Source organism: Pseudomonas deceptionensis (assembly GCF_900106095.1).
GTDB lineage: Bacteria > Pseudomonadota > Gammaproteobacteria > Pseudomonadales > Pseudomonadaceae > Aquipseudomonas > Aquipseudomonas deceptionensis.
Window position 1 is genome coordinate 4,578,985 of record NZ_FNUD01000002.1, and the last position, 16,369, is coordinate 4,595,353.

The 16,369-nt window shown below is 58.0% G+C and carries 13 protein-coding genes and 1 pseudogene; 7 read left to right on the top strand and 7 right to left on the bottom strand.

Annotation, left to right across the window (positions count from 1 at the left end; translation table 11 throughout):
- Positions 1–8 precede the first annotated feature (8 nt).
- Positions 9–494: a YajQ family cyclic di-GMP-binding protein gene (locus BLW11_RS21185; protein ID WP_019823277.1), complete on the bottom strand. Its 486-nt coding sequence runs from the start codon at positions 492–494 to the stop codon at positions 9–11.
- Between the two features lie 131 nt (positions 495–625).
- Here BLW11_RS21185 and BLW11_RS21190 point away from each other — a divergent pair, with 131 nt between their 5' ends.
- Genes BLW11_RS21190 through BLW11_RS21200 form a run of 3 tightly spaced genes read left to right on the top strand, consistent with a single transcriptional unit; the run spans position 626 to position 4,244 of the window.
- Entirely contained in the window at positions 626–1,576 is a 951-nt protein-coding gene (locus BLW11_RS21190) for a putative 2-dehydropantoate 2-reductase (RefSeq protein ID WP_074836955.1), read from the top strand.
- Positions 1,577–1,623: 47 nt separating this feature from the next.
- Positions 1,624–3,660 (top strand): sensor histidine kinase, encoded by a 2,037-nt coding sequence (locus BLW11_RS21195; RefSeq protein ID WP_048359697.1) that lies wholly within the window; start codon positions 1,624–1,626, stop codon positions 3,658–3,660.
- A 2-nt stretch (positions 3,661–3,662) separates the two neighbouring features.
- Positions 3,663–4,244, top strand: coding sequence for a cob(I)yrinic acid a,c-diamide adenosyltransferase (locus tag BLW11_RS21200; protein ID WP_048359698.1), 582 nt, complete (start codon positions 3,663–3,665; stop codon positions 4,242–4,244).
- A gap of 87 nt (positions 4,245–4,331) precedes the next feature.
- Here BLW11_RS21200 and BLW11_RS21205 read toward each other — a convergent pair whose 3' ends face one another.
- From BLW11_RS21205 to secA, 4 genes are all read right to left on the bottom strand, one after another.
- Positions 4,332–5,276 carry a Nudix family hydrolase gene (locus BLW11_RS21205; RefSeq protein ID WP_048359699.1) on the bottom strand — a complete coding sequence of 315 codons (945 nt, stop codon included), beginning with the start codon at positions 5,274–5,276 and terminating at the stop codon, positions 4,332–4,334.
- Positions 5,273–5,905 carry a glutathione S-transferase family protein gene (locus BLW11_RS21210; RefSeq protein ID WP_048359700.1) on the bottom strand — a complete coding sequence of 211 codons (633 nt, stop codon included), beginning with the start codon at positions 5,903–5,905 and terminating at the stop codon, positions 5,273–5,275. The genes BLW11_RS21205 and BLW11_RS21210 overlap by 4 nt, the downstream gene beginning before the upstream one ends.
- Positions 5,906–5,991: 86 nt before the next feature.
- On the bottom strand, positions 5,992–7,209 hold the full coding sequence (gene argJ, locus BLW11_RS21215) for a bifunctional glutamate N-acetyltransferase/amino-acid acetyltransferase ArgJ (RefSeq protein WP_048359701.1): 1,218 nt from the start codon (positions 7,207–7,209) through the stop codon (positions 5,992–5,994).
- Between the two features lie 118 nt (positions 7,210–7,327).
- Positions 7,328–10,075, bottom strand: coding sequence for a preprotein translocase subunit SecA (secA, locus tag BLW11_RS21220; RefSeq protein ID WP_048359702.1), 2,748 nt, complete (start codon positions 10,073–10,075; stop codon positions 7,328–7,330).
- 307 nt (positions 10,076–10,382) lie between these two features.
- On the opposite strand from secA, the gene BLW11_RS21225 reads away from it, so the two are divergent.
- Positions 10,383–10,841: a DUF721 domain-containing protein gene (locus BLW11_RS21225; RefSeq protein WP_048359703.1), complete on the top strand. Its 459-nt coding sequence runs from the start codon at positions 10,383–10,385 to the stop codon at positions 10,839–10,841.
- Between the two features lie 88 nt (positions 10,842–10,929).
- Here BLW11_RS21225 and BLW11_RS21230 read toward each other — a convergent pair whose 3' ends face one another.
- Positions 10,930–12,420: a helicase HerA-like domain-containing protein gene (locus BLW11_RS21230; protein ID WP_048359704.1), complete on the bottom strand. Its 1,491-nt coding sequence runs from the start codon at positions 12,418–12,420 to the stop codon at positions 10,930–10,932.
- Between the two features lie 195 nt (positions 12,421–12,615).
- On the opposite strand from BLW11_RS21230, the pseudogene BLW11_RS24325 reads away from it, so the two are divergent.
- Together BLW11_RS24325 and BLW11_RS24330 are read left to right on the top strand one after the other, a co-directional pair.
- A pseudogene (locus tag BLW11_RS24325) lies at positions 12,616–13,650 on the top strand (HAMP domain-containing protein); the annotation flags it as partial.
- A gap of 90 nt (positions 13,651–13,740) precedes the next feature.
- Entirely contained in the window at positions 13,741–14,505 is a 765-nt protein-coding gene (locus BLW11_RS24330; protein WP_420912209.1) for a methyl-accepting chemotaxis protein, read from the top strand.
- 258 nt (positions 14,506–14,763) lie between these two features.
- Here the strand turns inward: BLW11_RS24330 and purU are convergent, their stop codons facing one another.
- On the bottom strand, positions 14,764–15,612 hold the full coding sequence (gene purU, locus BLW11_RS21245) for a formyltetrahydrofolate deformylase (RefSeq protein WP_048359706.1): 849 nt from the start codon (positions 15,610–15,612) through the stop codon (positions 14,764–14,766).
- Between the two features lie 340 nt (positions 15,613–15,952).
- Here purU and mvaT point away from each other — a divergent pair, with 340 nt between their 5' ends.
- The gene (mvaT, locus tag BLW11_RS21250) at positions 15,953–16,330 is read left to right on the top strand and encodes a histone-like nucleoid-structuring protein MvaT (RefSeq protein ID WP_016782206.1); all 378 of its coding nucleotides are present in this window, start codon (positions 15,953–15,955) and stop codon (positions 16,328–16,330) included.
- The last annotated feature ends 39 nt before the right edge of the window (positions 16,331–16,369 follow it).

The following is a 16,369-nucleotide window of genomic DNA, read 5'->3' on the forward strand; positions in this document are numbered from 1 at the left end:
GCTCGCAATCAGTCGCGGAAGTTATTGAACTGCAGCGGCATGTCGAACGTTTTGGCGCGCAGTGCAGCAATTGCGTCCTGCAAGTCATCACGCTTCTTGCCGGTGATGCGCACTTGCTCGCCCTGAATGGCGGCCTGAACCTTGAGCTTGGCATCCTTGACGTGAGCAACGATTTTCTTCGCCAGCTCTTTATCAATGCCTTCCTTGAGCACGGCTTCCTGCTTCATCAGCTTGCCCGAAGCATAAGCGTCCTTGACCTCAAGGCACTGAACGTCGATCTTGCGCTTGACCAGTGCCAGCTTGAGGATCTCGATCATGGCCTCCAGCTGAAAGTCGGCCTCAGCGGTCAAGTTCACCGTCAGGTCCTTCTCCTTGAACTCAAAAGTGCCTTTGCCCTTGAGGTCATAACGACGGTCCAGTTCCTTGACGGCGTTCTCGACGGCGTTGGTGACTTCGTGCTTGTCCAGTTCGGATACCACGTCGAACGACGGCATGTAATTTTCTCCAATAATAAAGGGCGCGCTCAACACAGATGGAGCACGCCTGACCTGACAGTTAAAATGCGCGGGCATTATAGCGGTTCTTCGACCTCATTCACTTGCGAGCTCACATGCCAGATTCGGCCATGCCTCAACACCTTCCAGACACACCCGCCCGGGCATCGACCACCTGGCACATTCTCGGTGCCGGCAGCATGGGTGCATTGTGGGCCACTCGACTGGCGCGGGCAGGGCTTCCCGTCAAGCTCATCCTGCGCAACCCTGACCGTTTGAGCGCGTACAACGCGGCACAGGGCCTGACACTGGTTGAAGGGGAACACGCACAAACATGGGCCATCAGCGCGCAGACCCCGGACACCAACGAGCCGATCCAGCGCCTGTTGGTCGCGTGCAAAGCCTATGACGCAGAGCAGGCCGTTGCGCAAATTGCCGGGCGGCTTGCCCCGGGTGCAGAGCTGATCCTGCTGCAGAATGGTCTCGGCAGCCAGCAAGCCGTAGCCGCCCTCGTACCCCAAGCTCACTGCATCTTCGCTTCCAGTACCGAAGGGGCCTTTCGCGAAGATGACTGGCGCGTGGTGTTTGCCGGCCTTGGCCACACATGGCTGGGCGATACTGATCAAGGCCAGGCTCCGCAATGGCTTGAAGAGCTTCAGCGTAGCGGTATTGCGCACGAATGGAGCCCGAATATTCTGAGCCGTCTGTGGCGCAAACTTGCGCTTAACTGTGCGATCAACCCACTGACAGTGCTTTACGACTGTCGCAATGGCGGTTTGCAGGCGCACGGCGAAGAAGTAAACACCCTGTGCACCGAACTCGGCGCTCTGCTTGAGCACTGCGGCCAGGCTGACGCCGCTGTCGATCTGGCCGCAGAAGTGAACCGGGTGATCCTGGCCACCGCCAACAACTTCTCCTCAATGCACCAGGATGCCAGCCAGGGCCGGCGCACTGAAATAAGCTACCTGCTGGGCTATGCCTGCGAAGCCGCCCGCAGTCGACAGTTAGCCGTGCCACACTTGCAGCATATGCACCAACGCCTGACCCAATACCTGAAGCAACACGGATTGCCCTGCGACTGAGGGCCGCGCTACCCTGCCAGCTTGTCCTTTCTCTATGTGGCCGCCCCATGCCCTTGCGCCAGCGCCTCGAAAATCTCCCGGTCGGCCAGAAACTGCTGGCCGCCCTCCTCGTGCTGCTGGCTACCGTGTTGCTGGTGGCCAACCTGACGTTTATCAGCGTGGCCTACTGGATCTCCCACGAGAGCACCGCGCCTCAGGCCTTACAGACACTGGGCCAGTTAACTGCCAACCCCGACCTGATTGTTCAGGCGCTGGACTCGCCAGACAAAGCCAAAGCCCTGCTCAATGAAATCGGCACCTATGCCCCGCTGCGCGCCGCTGCGATTTATGACAGTGCCGGCAACCTGCTGGTGCAGTTGCAACACGGTGAGCACCTGCCGCTTCCGGAGCACTATCGCCAGATTGAAGCCTGGAGCCTGACCGAGCTGCGCAGCCATCAGGTCACACGCCTGCACCACGGCGACCAGCCGCCCGGGCATTTGCTGCTGGTCGCCAGCAGTGAGCTGCCCATGGCCTTTTACACCGGCACACTGACTGCCAGCCTGGGGATTCTGGTGTTCAGCGTTTTGCTGTGGTTCGTGGTGGCACGCCAGATCAAGCGCCTGATTACCCAACCCATTCACCGGCTTGAAGAGCTGTCTCGCCAGGTCACCCGGGAAGAGAACTACGCATTACGTGCAGCGCCAGGCAACAACGACGAGATCGGCAGCCTGGCCAAGGCATTCAATACCATGCTGTCGCGCATCGAAGTACGCGATCAGGAGCTCCAGCGTGCTCGGGATGAAGCCCAGGCTGCTTACGACCAGGCTCAGGCGCTGGCTGAAGAAACCCGCACTACCAATCGCAAACTGGAGCTGGAAGTACAGGTACGCAGCAAAATCGAGAAAAAACTCACCGGTTTTCAGAACTACCTTAACTGCATCATCGACTCCATGCCTTCGGCCCTGATAGCACTGGACGAACAGCTCTATGTGACGCAATGGAACCAGGAAGCCAGCGCCCTGTCGGGGACAGAGTTGGACGAAGCGCTGAACAAGCCGATTTATCTGGCCTTTGAACCCCTCAAGCCCTTTCTGCCCCAGCTCAAGGACACCATAGACCACCATCGGGTCGTAAAAATTGAACGAGTCACCTGGGGCCAGGGCGAAGACGCTCGCCACTACGCCCTGACCTTCTACCCGCTCATGGGCGGCGGTGGGCGCGGCGTGGTTATCCGGATCGATGACATTACCCAGCGTCTGTCGCTGGAAGACATGATGGTGCAGTCAGAGAAGATGCTCTCCGTCGGAGGGCTGGCTGCCGGCATGGCCCACGAGATCAACAACCCGCTGGGCGCCATCCTGCACAATGTGCAGAACATTCGCCGGCGCCTGTCGAACGATCTGCCCAAGAACATCGAACAAGCCGAACAGATCGGCATTGACCTGGATGTCGTCAATCAATACCTGCAGGCCAGGGAAGTGCCCAAGCTCCTGGACGGCATTCAGCAGGCCGGTGCACGGGCGGCAAAAATCGTGACCCACATGCTTAGCTTCAGCCGCCGCAGCAACCGGCAAATGAGCCCCTGCGATTTATCGGCACTGATTGACCAGGCTCTGGACATCGCCAGCAATGATTTTGATTTGGCCATTGGCTTTGACTTCATGGGGCAAGCCATTGTTCGCCACTTCGACCCGCAACTCGGCCCTGTGCCCGTCATCCCCAATGAACTGGAGCAGGTGTTGCTCAACCTGTTGAAAAATGCCGCCCAGGCGATCCATCAACGCACCGACAAGCGTGAGCCGGGACGTATCACCCTGCGCACCCGACTGAACCCGCCATGGGCCGAAATCCAGGTCGAAGACAACGGTGCCGGAATGCCGGAGCCTGTGCGAAAACGTATTTTCGAACCCTTCTTCACGACTAAGGAAGTGGGCCAGGGCACGGGACTGGGCCTGTCCGTGTCGTACTTCATCATCACCAATAACCACAAGGGGCAAATGGAAGTGCATTCAACCTTGGGCCAAGGTACTTGCTTCACCCTGCGCCTGCCTTTGGCTGGCAATCTGATAGCCTGCGACGAATCAACCAAGGTGGAACAGTAAACATGGGCTTTCGCTTATCGAAAATTTATACCCGCACTGGCGACAAGGGCGAGACAGGACTTGGCGACGGCCGTCGTGTGCCCAAGGACCACCCCCGGATCGAAGCTATCGGCGAAGTCGATACGCTCAATAGCCAGCTCGGCCTGCTCCTTGCCGGGCTCACCGAGCACAGCGCCCGCAACCCTGGCCTCAACGAGCTGATTGAAGTGCTTGAGCCCTGCCAGCACCGGTTGTTTGACCTGGGAGGGGAATTGGCAATGCCGGTGTATCAGGCGCTCGACAACGCGGAAATCGAACGGCTTGAAGCCGCAATTGATCGCTGGAACGAAGAGTTGGGCCCGCTGGAGAATTTCATTCTGCCCGGTGGTTCCAGCCTGATCGCCCAGGCCCATGTGTGCCGCTGCCTGGCACGCAGCGCCGAACGCCGCTGCCAGCAACTCAATGCGCTAGAGCCGTTGGCCGGAGTAGGGTTGGCTTATATCAATCGCTTGTCTGATTTGCTGTTTGTCGCAGCGCGCCTGATTGCCAGGCGCCAGGGAATTGCAGAGATCCTGTGGCAGGCGGCAGCCAAGCCGAAAGCTTAACCGCCAGACAATACACCTGTGGGGGCTGACGCCATCGCTGCCAAGTCAGCTCCCACAAGAGCCTCCTGCACACTACCTTGCCAGGCTTTAAGCCTCAGGCCAGAACGCCCGAATGCCGGCAACGCCTTGCGCCCCGATATCCCACGCCTGCTGACGATCATCCGGACCCAAACCACCCAACAAAAACACCGGCTTGCTGAAGCTGGCGATCAACTGCTGCGCCTGCTCCCAACCCAAAGGCTGTGCATCAGGGTGCGTCAGGGTCGGCAACACCGGAGACAAGGTGACAAAGTCCACATCCATCTGCTCGGCCAGCGCCAGTTCTTCAGCGTTATGGCACGAAGCTGCCAGCCAGCGATCTTTCGCAAGAGGCCTGCCCTTGGGCGCGTACTTGCGCAATTGCGCTGCAGTCAAATGCCAACCGGCGGAAGGGAAATCCCCTAACCACTCCAGCGGCCCCTTGAGCATCAGTTGCGCTTTGCCTGCACACAAGCCGGTGGCATCCACCGCCAGATCGCGGTACTTGGGGTCATAGCCGTTGGGCGCACGTAGCTGAACCAGTTTGATACCGCCCGCAACCGCCTTTTGTATTCCGCGCAGAAGCTGCGGTGTTTCCAGCTCGTCCGGGGTGATCAGGTATTGATCGGACAAACGTGCCGCCGCGACAATCGGCTGGTTGGCTTCAGGGAAGGCGTAATCCGCCAATTCCCGCGGGCTAACCCATGCCAACGGCTGACCTTCTGCACCATGGGGCTCGCCGGAAAAAGCCGAAACCTCCCATACATCCAGCAGAACGTGCTTGTCCGGGTAATCGTGCAGAACCTTGATCAAGGGGCGAGCCGCCTCGACCACAATGCCCAGCTCTTCCTTCAATTCGCGGCCCAATGCAGCCTCGACCGATTCCCCGGCCTCAACCTTGCCACCGGGAAACTCCCAAAGCCCGCCTTGATGCTGGGTATCAGCGCGACGCGCGATCAGGATCTTGCCGTTTGTGCCCCGGATAACGGCCGCAGCCACATGAACTCGTTTCACCCTTGTACTTCCTCTAATCCGGCCTGTTGCCAGGCTTTAAACGCAGGCCATTGGTAAATGGCGTCAACATAGGCTTCGTCCGCTGCCGAAAGGGCAACGCGGTAAGTACGAAGACGCACAGCCACTGGCGCGAAAAACGCATCTGCCACGCTCAGTCGCCCGAACAGATAGGGCCCGCTCTCGGTTGCCACTGCGCGGCACTCCGCCCACAGGGCGCTCATTCTTTCGATATCGACCCGAGCCTCGTCCGGCATGGGTACCAGCGCCTGATCATGGCTCAAATCAAATGGCAAATTGCCCCGCAGGCCAAAAAAGCCACTGTGCATCTGTGCGCACGCCGATCGGGCTTGAGCCCGCGCAGCGATATCTGCCGGCCACAATTGAGCCGCCGCAAAGCGTTCATTCAGGTATTCGGCAATCGCCAACGAATCGGCGATGGTGCCGTGCTCAGTCTTCAACAACGGTACTTTGCCCGTTGCCGAGTGTTGCAGGATAAGTGCCCGGGTATCAGGCTGGCCCAGCTTGATCAGTTGCTCAGTATAGGAAACACCCGCCAGATCCAGCGCCAACGCGCCACGCAGGGACCACGAAGAGTGCAACTTGTCGCCGATGATCAGGTGGAAGCTCATATAAAGGCACCTAGAGAAAAAGTGAGAGCAAAATCACGGACCCACCCGTGCAGAGTCGACTTGCAGGCCCGTGATGTCGAGACGACTTAGGTACGGTATTCGGCGTTGATTTTCACGTATTCGTGGGACAGGTCAGTGGTCCAGATGGTCTCGCTGCATGCGCCGCGGCCCAACTCGATACGGATAGTGATTTCTTCGCGAGCCATCACCGCCGAACCCTGCTCTTCGGTGTACGTAGCCGAACGGGCGCCGCCGCTGGCGATGCACACTTCACCGAGGAACACATCAATCTTGCTGACGTCCAGATCCGGCACGCCAGCACGGCCCACGGCGGCCAGAATGCGGCCCCAGTTCGGGTCAGAGGCAAACAGCGCGGTCTTGATCAACGGCGAGTGGGCCACGGTGTAACCCACGTCCAGGCATTCCTGATGGTTGGCCCCGCCATTGACTTCAACGGTGACAAACTTGGTGGCGCCTTCGCCGTCGCGCACGATGGCCTGAGCCACTTCCATACAGACTTCGAGCACCGCCTGTTTCAGCGCCGCAAACAGCGGGCCGCTCGCTTCAGTGATTTCTGGCAACGCAGCCTTGCCGGTGGCGATCAGCATGCAGCAATCATTGGTCGAAGTATCGCCATCGATGGTGATGCGGTTGAACGACTTGTTCGCGCCATCGAACAGCAAGTTTTGCAGCACTTCGCGGGAGACTTTGGCGTCGGTGGCGATATAGCCCAGCATGGTGGCCATGTTTGGACGAATCATGCCGGCACCCTTGCTGATACCGGTTACGGTGATGGTCACGCCTTCGTGCTCGAACTGACGGCTGGCACCTTTGGGCAGGGTGTCGGTGGTCATGATGCCAATGGCGGCCTCTGCCCAGTTGTTCTCGGACAAATCATCCAGCGCGGCTTGCAGTGCGCCTTCGATTTTCTCGACTGGCAGCGGCTCGCCAATCACACCAGTGGAGTACGGCAGCACGGCACTGGCATCAACACCGACCAGCTTGGCCAGTGCATCACACGTGCGTGTAGCCGCTGCCAGGCCAGGCTCGCCGGTGCCCGCGTTGGCATTGCCGGTATTGGTCAGCAAGTAGCGGACAGGGCCTTTCACACGCTGCCTGGCCAAAATGACCGGTGCTGCGCAAAACGCATTCAGGGTAAACACGCCCGCCACGCTGGAACCTTCGGCGCAGCGCATCACTACCACATCCTTGCGCCCTGGACGCTTGATACCGGCTGAAGCAATACCCAGCTCAAAACCGGCAACCGGGTGCAAAACAGGCAAAGGACCAAGACCAACAGCCATGACGCGCTCCTAAAAATAAGTTCTGTGCGCCGCCGCAAAGGGACGGGAATTCAATGGTAAAACGCCGCGACGGCTAATGCCGGTCGCGGCGCAGGTGTTTCAGCAATTGAAGCGGGCTTTAGTTGATTTGCCCGTGACAATGCTTGAATTTTTTACCCGAGCCGCAGTAGCACAGCTCGTTACGACCCAACTTCTGCTCGCTGCGAACAGGCTCAGCCACTACGTCAGCCACATCGGCGCCTTCCAGCACCTTGGCCAGCGCTTCCGGCTGATCGAGGCCCGGCGCTTCGGCATGCTGGAACTGCATGCGTGAAGCCAGGTCTTCAGCTTCCTGACGCAGACGGGATTCCTCTTCGACAGGGTCTTCACGACGAACCTGGACATGGGACAGCACACGGATCGAATCACGCTTGATCGAATCAAGCAGCTCGGAGAACAGGTTGAACGACTCGCGCTTGTACTCCTGCTTCGGGTTCTTCTGCGCATAGCCGCGCAAGTGGATACCGTGGCGCAGGTGATCCATGGTCGACAGGTGGTCTTTCCACAGGTCATCCAGTACACGAAGAACAATCTGCTTCTCGAACGTGCGCAACGCATCAGCGCCAGCCTGCTCTTCTTTCTCGTTGTAAGCCGCAATCAGTTCGCTCAGCAGCTTCTCACGCAGGGTTTCTTCGTACAGGTGGTCATCTTCGTCGAGCCATTGCTGGATCGGCAACTTCACACCAAAGCCGCTTTCGATCGCAGATTCCAGACCTTTGACGTCCCACTGTTCCGGCAACGATTGAGGCGGGATATGCGCGCTGATGGTGCTGTCGAGGACGTCCTTGCGGAAGTCGGCGATGGTTTCACCGATATTGTCAGCAGCCAGCAACGTGTTACGCATGTGATAAATCACTTTACGCTGTTCGTTGTTGACGTCATCGAACTCCAGCAATTGTTTGCGGATGTCGAAGTTGCGACCTTCAACCTTGCGCTGCGCCTTTTCGATTGCGTTGGTCACCATGCGGTGCTCAATCGCTTCGCCAGACTGCATGCCCAGGGCTTTCATGAAGTTCTTCACCCGGTCAGAGGCGAAGATGCGCATCAGGCTGTCTTCAAGCGACAGATAGAAACGGCTTGAACCCGCGTCACCCTGACGACCGGCGCGGCCACGCAACTGGTTGTCGATACGGCGCGATTCGTGACGCTCGGAAGCGATTACGTGCAGGCCGCCCGACTCCAGCACTTGCTGGTGACGTTTTTGCCAATCAGCCTTGATCTGTGCGATCTGCTCAGGCGTCGGATCTTCAAGGGAAGCGACTTCCACTTCCCAGTTGCCGCCCAACAGGATGTCAGTACCACGACCCGCCATGTTGGTAGCGATGGTCAGCGCACCCGGACGACCGGCCTGGGCAATGATTTCAGCTTCTTTTTCGTGGAACTTGGCGTTCAGAACCTTGTGCTCAATACCTTCCTTGTTCAGAAGGTTGGACATGTGCTCGGAGGTTTCGATGGTCGCTGTACCCACCAGCACTGGGCGGCCTTTGGCCATGCAGTCCTTGATGTCAGCCACAATCGCCGCGTACTTCTCGTCTGCGGTGAGGAACACCAGGTCGTTGAAGTCTTTACGCGCCAGCGGCTTGTTCGGCGGGATAACCATCACCGACAGACCGTAGATCTGGTGGAATTCAAACGCTTCGGTGTCGGCAGTACCGGTCATGCCCGACAGCTTGTTGTAAAGACGGAAGTAGTTCTGGAAAGTGGTCGAAGCCAGGGTCTGGCTCTCTGCCTGAATGTTCAGGCCTTCTTTCGCTTCAATCGCCTGGTGCAGGCCTTCGGACAGACGACGGCCCGGCATGGTACGACCGGTGTGTTCGTCGACCAGCAGTACCTGACCGTCTTCAACGATGTATTCAACGTTGCGATGGAACAGCTTGTGAGCGCGCAGAGCCGCGTACACGTGGGTCAACAGGCCCAGGTTGTGCGCGGAGTACAGGCTTTCGCCCTCGGCAAGCAGACCGATCTGGGTCAGCATGTCTTCAACAAACTGGTGACCGGCTTCGTTCAGCTCAACCTGGCGGGTCTTCTCGTCGATCGTGAAGTGGCCAGCCTTGGTGACTTCGCCTTCAACTTCCTCGACGTGCAGCTCAAGGCGCGGGATCAGCTTGTTGATTTCGATGTACAGCTTGGAACTGTCTTCGGCCTGACCGGAGATGATCAGCGGGGTACGGGCTTCATCGATCAGGATGGAGTCGACTTCGTCGATCACGGCAAAATTGAGCTCGCGCTGGAATTTTTCTTCCATGCTGAAAGCCATGTTGTCGCGCAGGTAATCGAAACCGAACTCGTTGTTGGTACCGTATGTGATGTCGGCGGCGTAGGCTTCGCGCTTTTCCTGAGGCGGCTGGAACGGTGTTACAACACCGACAGTCAGACCCAGGAATTCGTAAAGTGGACGCATCCAGTTGGCATCGCGTCGCGCCAGGTAGTCGTTCACGGTGATTACGTGTACGCCTTTTCCGGACAGCGCATTGAGGTAAACCCCAAGGGTTGCTACCAAGGTCTTGCCTTCACCCGTACGCATTTCTGCGATCATGCCTTCGTGCAAGGTCATGCCGCCGATCAGCTGTACATCGAAGTGACGCATGCCCATGACACGTTTACCGGCTTCGCGGCAGACCGCAAAGGCTTCTGGCAACAGTTGGTCGAGGGTCTCACCTTTGGCTATGCGGGCCTTGAACTCTTCGGTCTTGGCGCGCAATTGCTCATCGGTCAGGGCAACCATCTGCTCTTCGAAGGAATTGACGACCTGTACTGTCTTGAGCATGCGTTTAACTTCGCGCTCGTTCTTGCTTCCAAAAAGTTTCTTTAACAAAGGCGCAAACATATCGGCAGGATCTTCCACACATAGGGATGGAGGGCGGCCCCGAGAGTCGCCCGAGCAGCCCTGATGGCCGCATGCGAACGAGCATTCTACCCGGAAACGGCGGTGAGGAAAGTGGCGTTATTCCACGATACTGGTACTGCGTTGTGAAGGGGCCTCCCTAAAATAAGGGCTTTTTGCTGAACTTCAACCCATTAGCGCAAGAAGTTACTCATTGATTTCATAAATAAATTCAGATTTATCTGAGCCCGGAACAGTGAGAGGCAGGCTTCTGCTAAGATTGCAGCTCGGTTTTATCAGGTGTTTGAACATGGCATTTCGCCCACATCCAGCACGGGCACCCTCCGTCCTGCTCCGCGAGGCCAAGCCCCTAAAAGCCATTTTTGGTCATGCCAAGCGCCTGGGGCACCTGCAACGCTTGCTTGAAAGCCAGCTCCAGCCTGCCGCACGCGAGCATTGCCACGTGGCTTCATGGCGCGAAGGCAGTTTGTTGCTGATCGTGACCGACGGGCACTGGGCCACGCGCTTGCGCTACCAGCAAAAGCGTCTGCTGCGCCAATTGCAGGTGTTTGACGAGTTCGCCAGCCTGACCCGAATCCTGTTCAAGGTGCAGCCGCCCACGGTGCTGGCCAAGGTCGCCGGGCATACGCTGGATTTGTCCGTCGATGCCGCCCAGACGATCCAGGCGACGGCCGACGGCATTACCGACCCGGCATTGCGCGCCGCCCTTGAGCGCCTGGCCAGTCACGCCAAGCCAAAGCCCAACTGATCTTGTCGCGGCCCCAGGCTGCGAAGGGTTGCGCAGCGACCCCGGGGGCTAGCCCTTATCGCCGCCTGCGGCAGCGGCTACAGGTTGTTTACTTGCGTTTGTTGCCACCCAGCAACGAACCCAGCAGCCCTCGAACCAACTGACGGCCCATCTGACTCGCAGCCTGGCGCGCCATGGATTGCAGCGCCTTGCCAGCCGCAGTCCCCAAAAAGTCCCCCGCCTGATCAAGCAACCCCGGCTCGTGCGGCGCGGCCTGGGTGGAACCCTGGGTTGGCGCATCAGGGGCCAGCCCCTTGCGCGCCATCAGGATTTCGTAGGCCGACTCTCGATCAATGGGCTTGTCATAACGCCCCAGCAAAGGTGAGCCGGCAATCAACGCCGCGCGCTCAGCTTCAGTGAGCGGGCCGATGCGCGATTGCGGTGGAGCAATCAGCACCCGCTGGACCATGGCTGGCGTGCCCTTGTCTTCAAGCATGCCCACCAGCGCTTCGCCCGTGCCCAGTTCGGTCAGTACCCCCAACGTATTAAACGCCGGGTTCGGACGAAAACCGTCTGCGACCGCCTTGAGGGATTTTTGCTCTTTTGCCGTGAAGGCCCGCAACCCGTGCTGGATACGCAACCCCAACTGCGCCAGCACCGTGTCGGGCAAATCCGCCGGAGATTGAGTGACGAAGTACACACCAACACCCTTGGAACGAATCAGCCGGACCACTTGTTCCAAACGGTCCTGCAACGCCTTGGGTGTTCCGGCAAACAGCAAATGCGCCTCGTCGAAAAACAGCGCCAGCAAGGGCTTGTCCGCATCGCCACGCTCCGGCAGCTGCTCGAAAAGCTCTGCCAACAACCACAATAGGAAGGTTGCGTACACCTTCGGCGCCTCATGCACCAGGCGACTTGCATCGAGCAGATGAATCCGCCCGCGGCCATCGCTGGTCGGCTGCAAAATATCTTCCAGTTGCAATGCTGGCTCACCGAACAGGGCTTCGGCGCCTTGCTGCTCGAGAGTTGCCAGGCGACGCAGAAGTGCCTGACTGGAGCCGGTGGTCATCAGGGCTGCGTCATCCCCAAGAACTTGCGGGTTATCACGCAGATGGTTAAGCAGGGCCTTGAGGTCTTTGAGATCGAGCAACAGCAGACCTTCGCGATCTGCCACCTTGAATGCAGCATAGAGTGCCGACTGCTGGCTGTCGGTCAGCTCCAGCAGGCTGCCTAACAGCAACGGTCCCATATCACTCAAGGTTGTACGTAATGGATGACCGGTCTTGCCCTGTATATCCCATAGCGTCACCGGATACGCCTTAGGCTGATAGTTGAGCCACGGCATGCCGGCAATCCGCTCCGCGATTTTCCCCTGGGGGTTACCGGCCGCTCCCAGACCGCATAGGTCGCCTTTGATGTCAGCGGCAAAGACCGCAACCCCTGCATCACTGAACTGTTCGGCCAAGCGTTGAAGAGTGACGGTTTTACCCGTCCCCGTGGCACCCGCGACCAGGCCGTGGCGGTTTGCCAGGCGCAATGATTGAGCGATGGACTGACCCGAGAGGTCGGCACCGAGTACTAGAGCTGAAGAGTCAGGCATTTTGCCACCTTTGATTAATCTTTCGCGATCGCGGGTCGATATACCCTCAATGCTAGACCAGAAAAAAACGGATTTAGCGTCGTAAAGCGCCTTGATAAACAGACCACTTGCCCTCTTGCGGCAGTGAAGTGTGGAGCATGCGCCTTACCAGAGTGTAGGCCTCACACTTTTAGACCTTAGCGGACCCTTCAAGCCATGAATAAAAACCTGCGTTTCAGCCATAAAATCCTGCTTGCCGCGTCCCTGATCGTAATAGCCGCCTTCTCGCTATTTACGCTGTACAACGACTACTTGCAGCGCAATGCCATCCGCAACAACCTGGACAACTACCTCCACGAAATGGGCAGTGTCACGGCCAATAACATTCAGACCTGGCTGGGAGGCCGCATATTGCTGGCTGAAAACCTGGCCGAATCGATTGCCATTACCCCGCAACCTGACCAGGTGGCCAGCCTGCTGGAGCAAAAGGCCCTGAGCAGCACGTTTATGTCGGTTTACTTTGGTGACAGCCAAGGCGGTTTCACCATCCGCCCTGACAGCAAGATGCCTGACGGCTACGACCCGCGCACCCGGCCCTGGTACAAACAGGCCCTGAACAGCAGCACCTCGAGCCTGACCGAACCCTACATCGATGCCGCCACCGGGCAGATGGTGATTTCCATCGGTACTGCGGTCAAAAAAGCCGGGCAAACCCTGGGCGTGGTGGGTGCCGACCTGACCCTGCAAGCCATCACCGACAGCATCAACGCCCTGAATTTCAACGGCATGGGCTACGCCTTTCTGATCAGCGCCGACGGTGACATCCTGGTGCACCCGGACAAAGCCCTGGTGACGAAGAAGCTAAAGGATATTTACCCGCAGGACACCCCGGCGATTAACACCGGGTTCAGCGAGATCCAAACCAATGGCAAAACCCGGATTGTGACGTTTACCCCCGTCAAGGGGCTGGGCACGGTCAACTGGTTTGTCGGGCTGTCGATCGATAAAGAACAAGCCTTCGCTAGCCTCAGTGAATTTCGTACCTCTGCGATTATCGCCACGGTGATTGCCGTGGTCTCGATCATCGCCCTGCTCGGCCTGCTGATCCGCCTGCTGATGCAACCGCTGCACGTGATGACCCGCGCCATGCAGAACATCGCCGAAGGCGAAGGCGACTTGACACGCCGGCTGGTGGTTGAATCCCAGGATGAGTTCGGCACGCTGGGCAGTGCGTTCAACCGATTTGTCGAGCGCATCCACGCCTCCATCAGCGAAGTGGCCTCGGCCACCGAGCAGGTCAACGAAGTCGCCCTGCGGGTCGTCAGCGCATCCAACTCATCGATGCTCAATTCTGACGAGCAAGCGAGCCGCACCAACAGTGTCGCGGCCGCCATCAATGAGCTGGGGGCCGCCGCCCAGGAAATCGCCCGCAACGCCGCCCTTGCCTCACATCAGGCCAGCGATGCGCGCAGCCTGGCTGAAGAGGGCCAGCAAGTGGTCGAACGCAGCATCAACTCGATGCAGCAACTGTCGCAAATGCTCGGCACTTCCAGCGGTCATATCGAGTCGTTGAATGACAAGACCGTGAACATCGGGCAAATCCTTGAAGTGATCACCAGCATTTCCCAGCAAACCAACTTGCTGGCACTTAACGCCGCCATTGAAGCCGCTCGCGCAGGCGAAGCCGGGCGTGGTTTTGCCGTGGTGGCCGACGAAGTACGCAACCTGGCGCACCGCACCCAGGAGTCGGCGCAGCAAGTGCAAAAAATGATCGAAGAGTTGCAGGTCAGCGCACGGGGCTCAGTGAGCACCATGGAAGAAAGTCAGCGTCACAGCCAGGACAGCGTAGAAATCGCCAACCGGGCAGGCGAGCGCCTGATCAGCGTGACCGAGCGGATCGGGGAGATTGACGGCATGAACCAGTCGGTGGCGACAGCAACCGAAGAGCAAACCTCGGTGGTCGAATCGATCAATATGGACATTACTGAAATCAACACGCTCAACCAGGAAGGCGTCGAAAACCTTCAATCAACGCTTCGAGCGTGTACCGATCTGGAACAGCAGGCTGCCCGTTTGAAGCAGCTGGTGGGCAGTTTCCGGATTTGATTCGGGGCAGGCAGCTTCAAGCTCAAGGCTTGAAGCTTGCTGCATCGCCTCCCAAAGCCTGGCGGCGTCAGGAAAGTCAGTTCCATCCTCGGGGCTGAGCGCATCCGGGTCATAACGACTCAAACACCCCTCCCCCAGCGTGGCAGGCGCGCTGGAGGTGGCTTTGTCGAGTGGATCAGTCATGACGCCTCCCCTGGAACGACGGCGAATCTGTGGGAGCCGGCTCCCACAGTGTCAGGGTGTGCAGCGAGCGGTCGCTTAAAACACGACCGTTTTGTTGCCGTGCACCAGCACGCGATCTTCAAGGTGATAACGCAGGCCACGGGCCAGCACCATCTTCTCGACATCACGACCGAAACGCACCATGTCTTCAATACTGTCGCTGTGGCTGACACGAACAACGTCCTGCTCAATGATCGGGCCGGCATCCAGCTCTTCCGTCACATAATGGCAAGTTGCGCCGATCAACTTCACGCCACGCAGCGATGCCTGGTGATAAGGCTTGGCGCCAACAAACGAAGGCAAGAAGCTGTGGTGAATGTTGATGACCTGGCCCGCGTATTCACGGCACAGATCGGGCGGCAGGATTTGCATGTAACGCGCCAGCACCACCACTTCAGCATCGTGATGTTTAACCAGACGCGAGACTTCGGCAAACGCCGGCTCTTTGTTCTTCGGGTCAACCGGCACATGGTAAAACGGGATGCCGTGCCACTCGACCATGCTGCGCAAGTCGTCATGGTTGGAAATCACGCAAGCGATATCGCAGTCCAGCTCATCACTGTGCCAGCGGTGCAGCAAGTCGGCCAGGCAGTGAGACTCGCGGCTCGCCATCAACACAACACGTTTTTTCTGCGCTGTATCGGTAATGCGCCACTCCATCGAAAACTCTTCGGCGATTGGCGCAAATGCCTCACGAAAAGCTTCCAGCCCGAACGGCAAAGAGTCGGCACGAATCTCGTGACGCATAAAGAACCAACCGCTCTGGTCATCCGAGTGATGGCTTGCTTCAGTGATCCAGCCATTGTGGGAGGCAAGGAAATTGCTGACCTTGGCGACAATGCCGACGCCGTCGGGGCACGCAATCACCAACCGAAAAGTGCGCATGAGGGGGAAACTCCAAAACTTTACTAAGGCCGCCATTCTAGCGAGTGCGCGGCAAAACTGCAGTATTCGTTACGGCCGGGTGCATGCGCCATGGGGTCGCGCAGCCCGTGACCACACGCCAGCATCGCCGTGGCCTTCAGTGCACTGAAAAAAGTTATTAAAGGTCATTATTAACCCCCGCATATCCCCCCTAATTAATAGCGCACGCATATTGATCCACCGGAAGTTAATGAATAAAAATTTAAATTAATCAGCCCTTACATGTTTACTTGCAGTAACTGTCTGACTACTATTGCGCCACTGTATCCCTGCTGACCCTTTTCAACATAAGGTTATCCTCATGTCCTTGATCAACGAATACCGCGCAACAGAAGAAGCCATCAAAGAACTGCAAGCCCGCCTGAAGAACCTGTCGGAAGACGACAAACTTCAAACCGAGCTGGAATTTGAAGGCAAACTGCGCACCCTGATGGGCGAGTACCAGAAATCGCTACGCGATATCATCGCGCTTCTGGACCCGGAATCCAAAGTAAGCAAAGCACCACGCGGTGTTGTTAAAACCACCGGCACCAAACGTGCCCGTAAGGTTAAACAATACAAGAACCCACACAACGGTGAAGTGATTGAAACCAAAGGTGGCAACCACAAAACTCTGAAAGAGTGGAAAGCCAAGTGGGGCAGCGACGTGGTTGAAGGTTGGGCTACTTTGCTTGACTAAGTGACACCGCGCACGCAGACCTTTTGCGATGCCAATAAA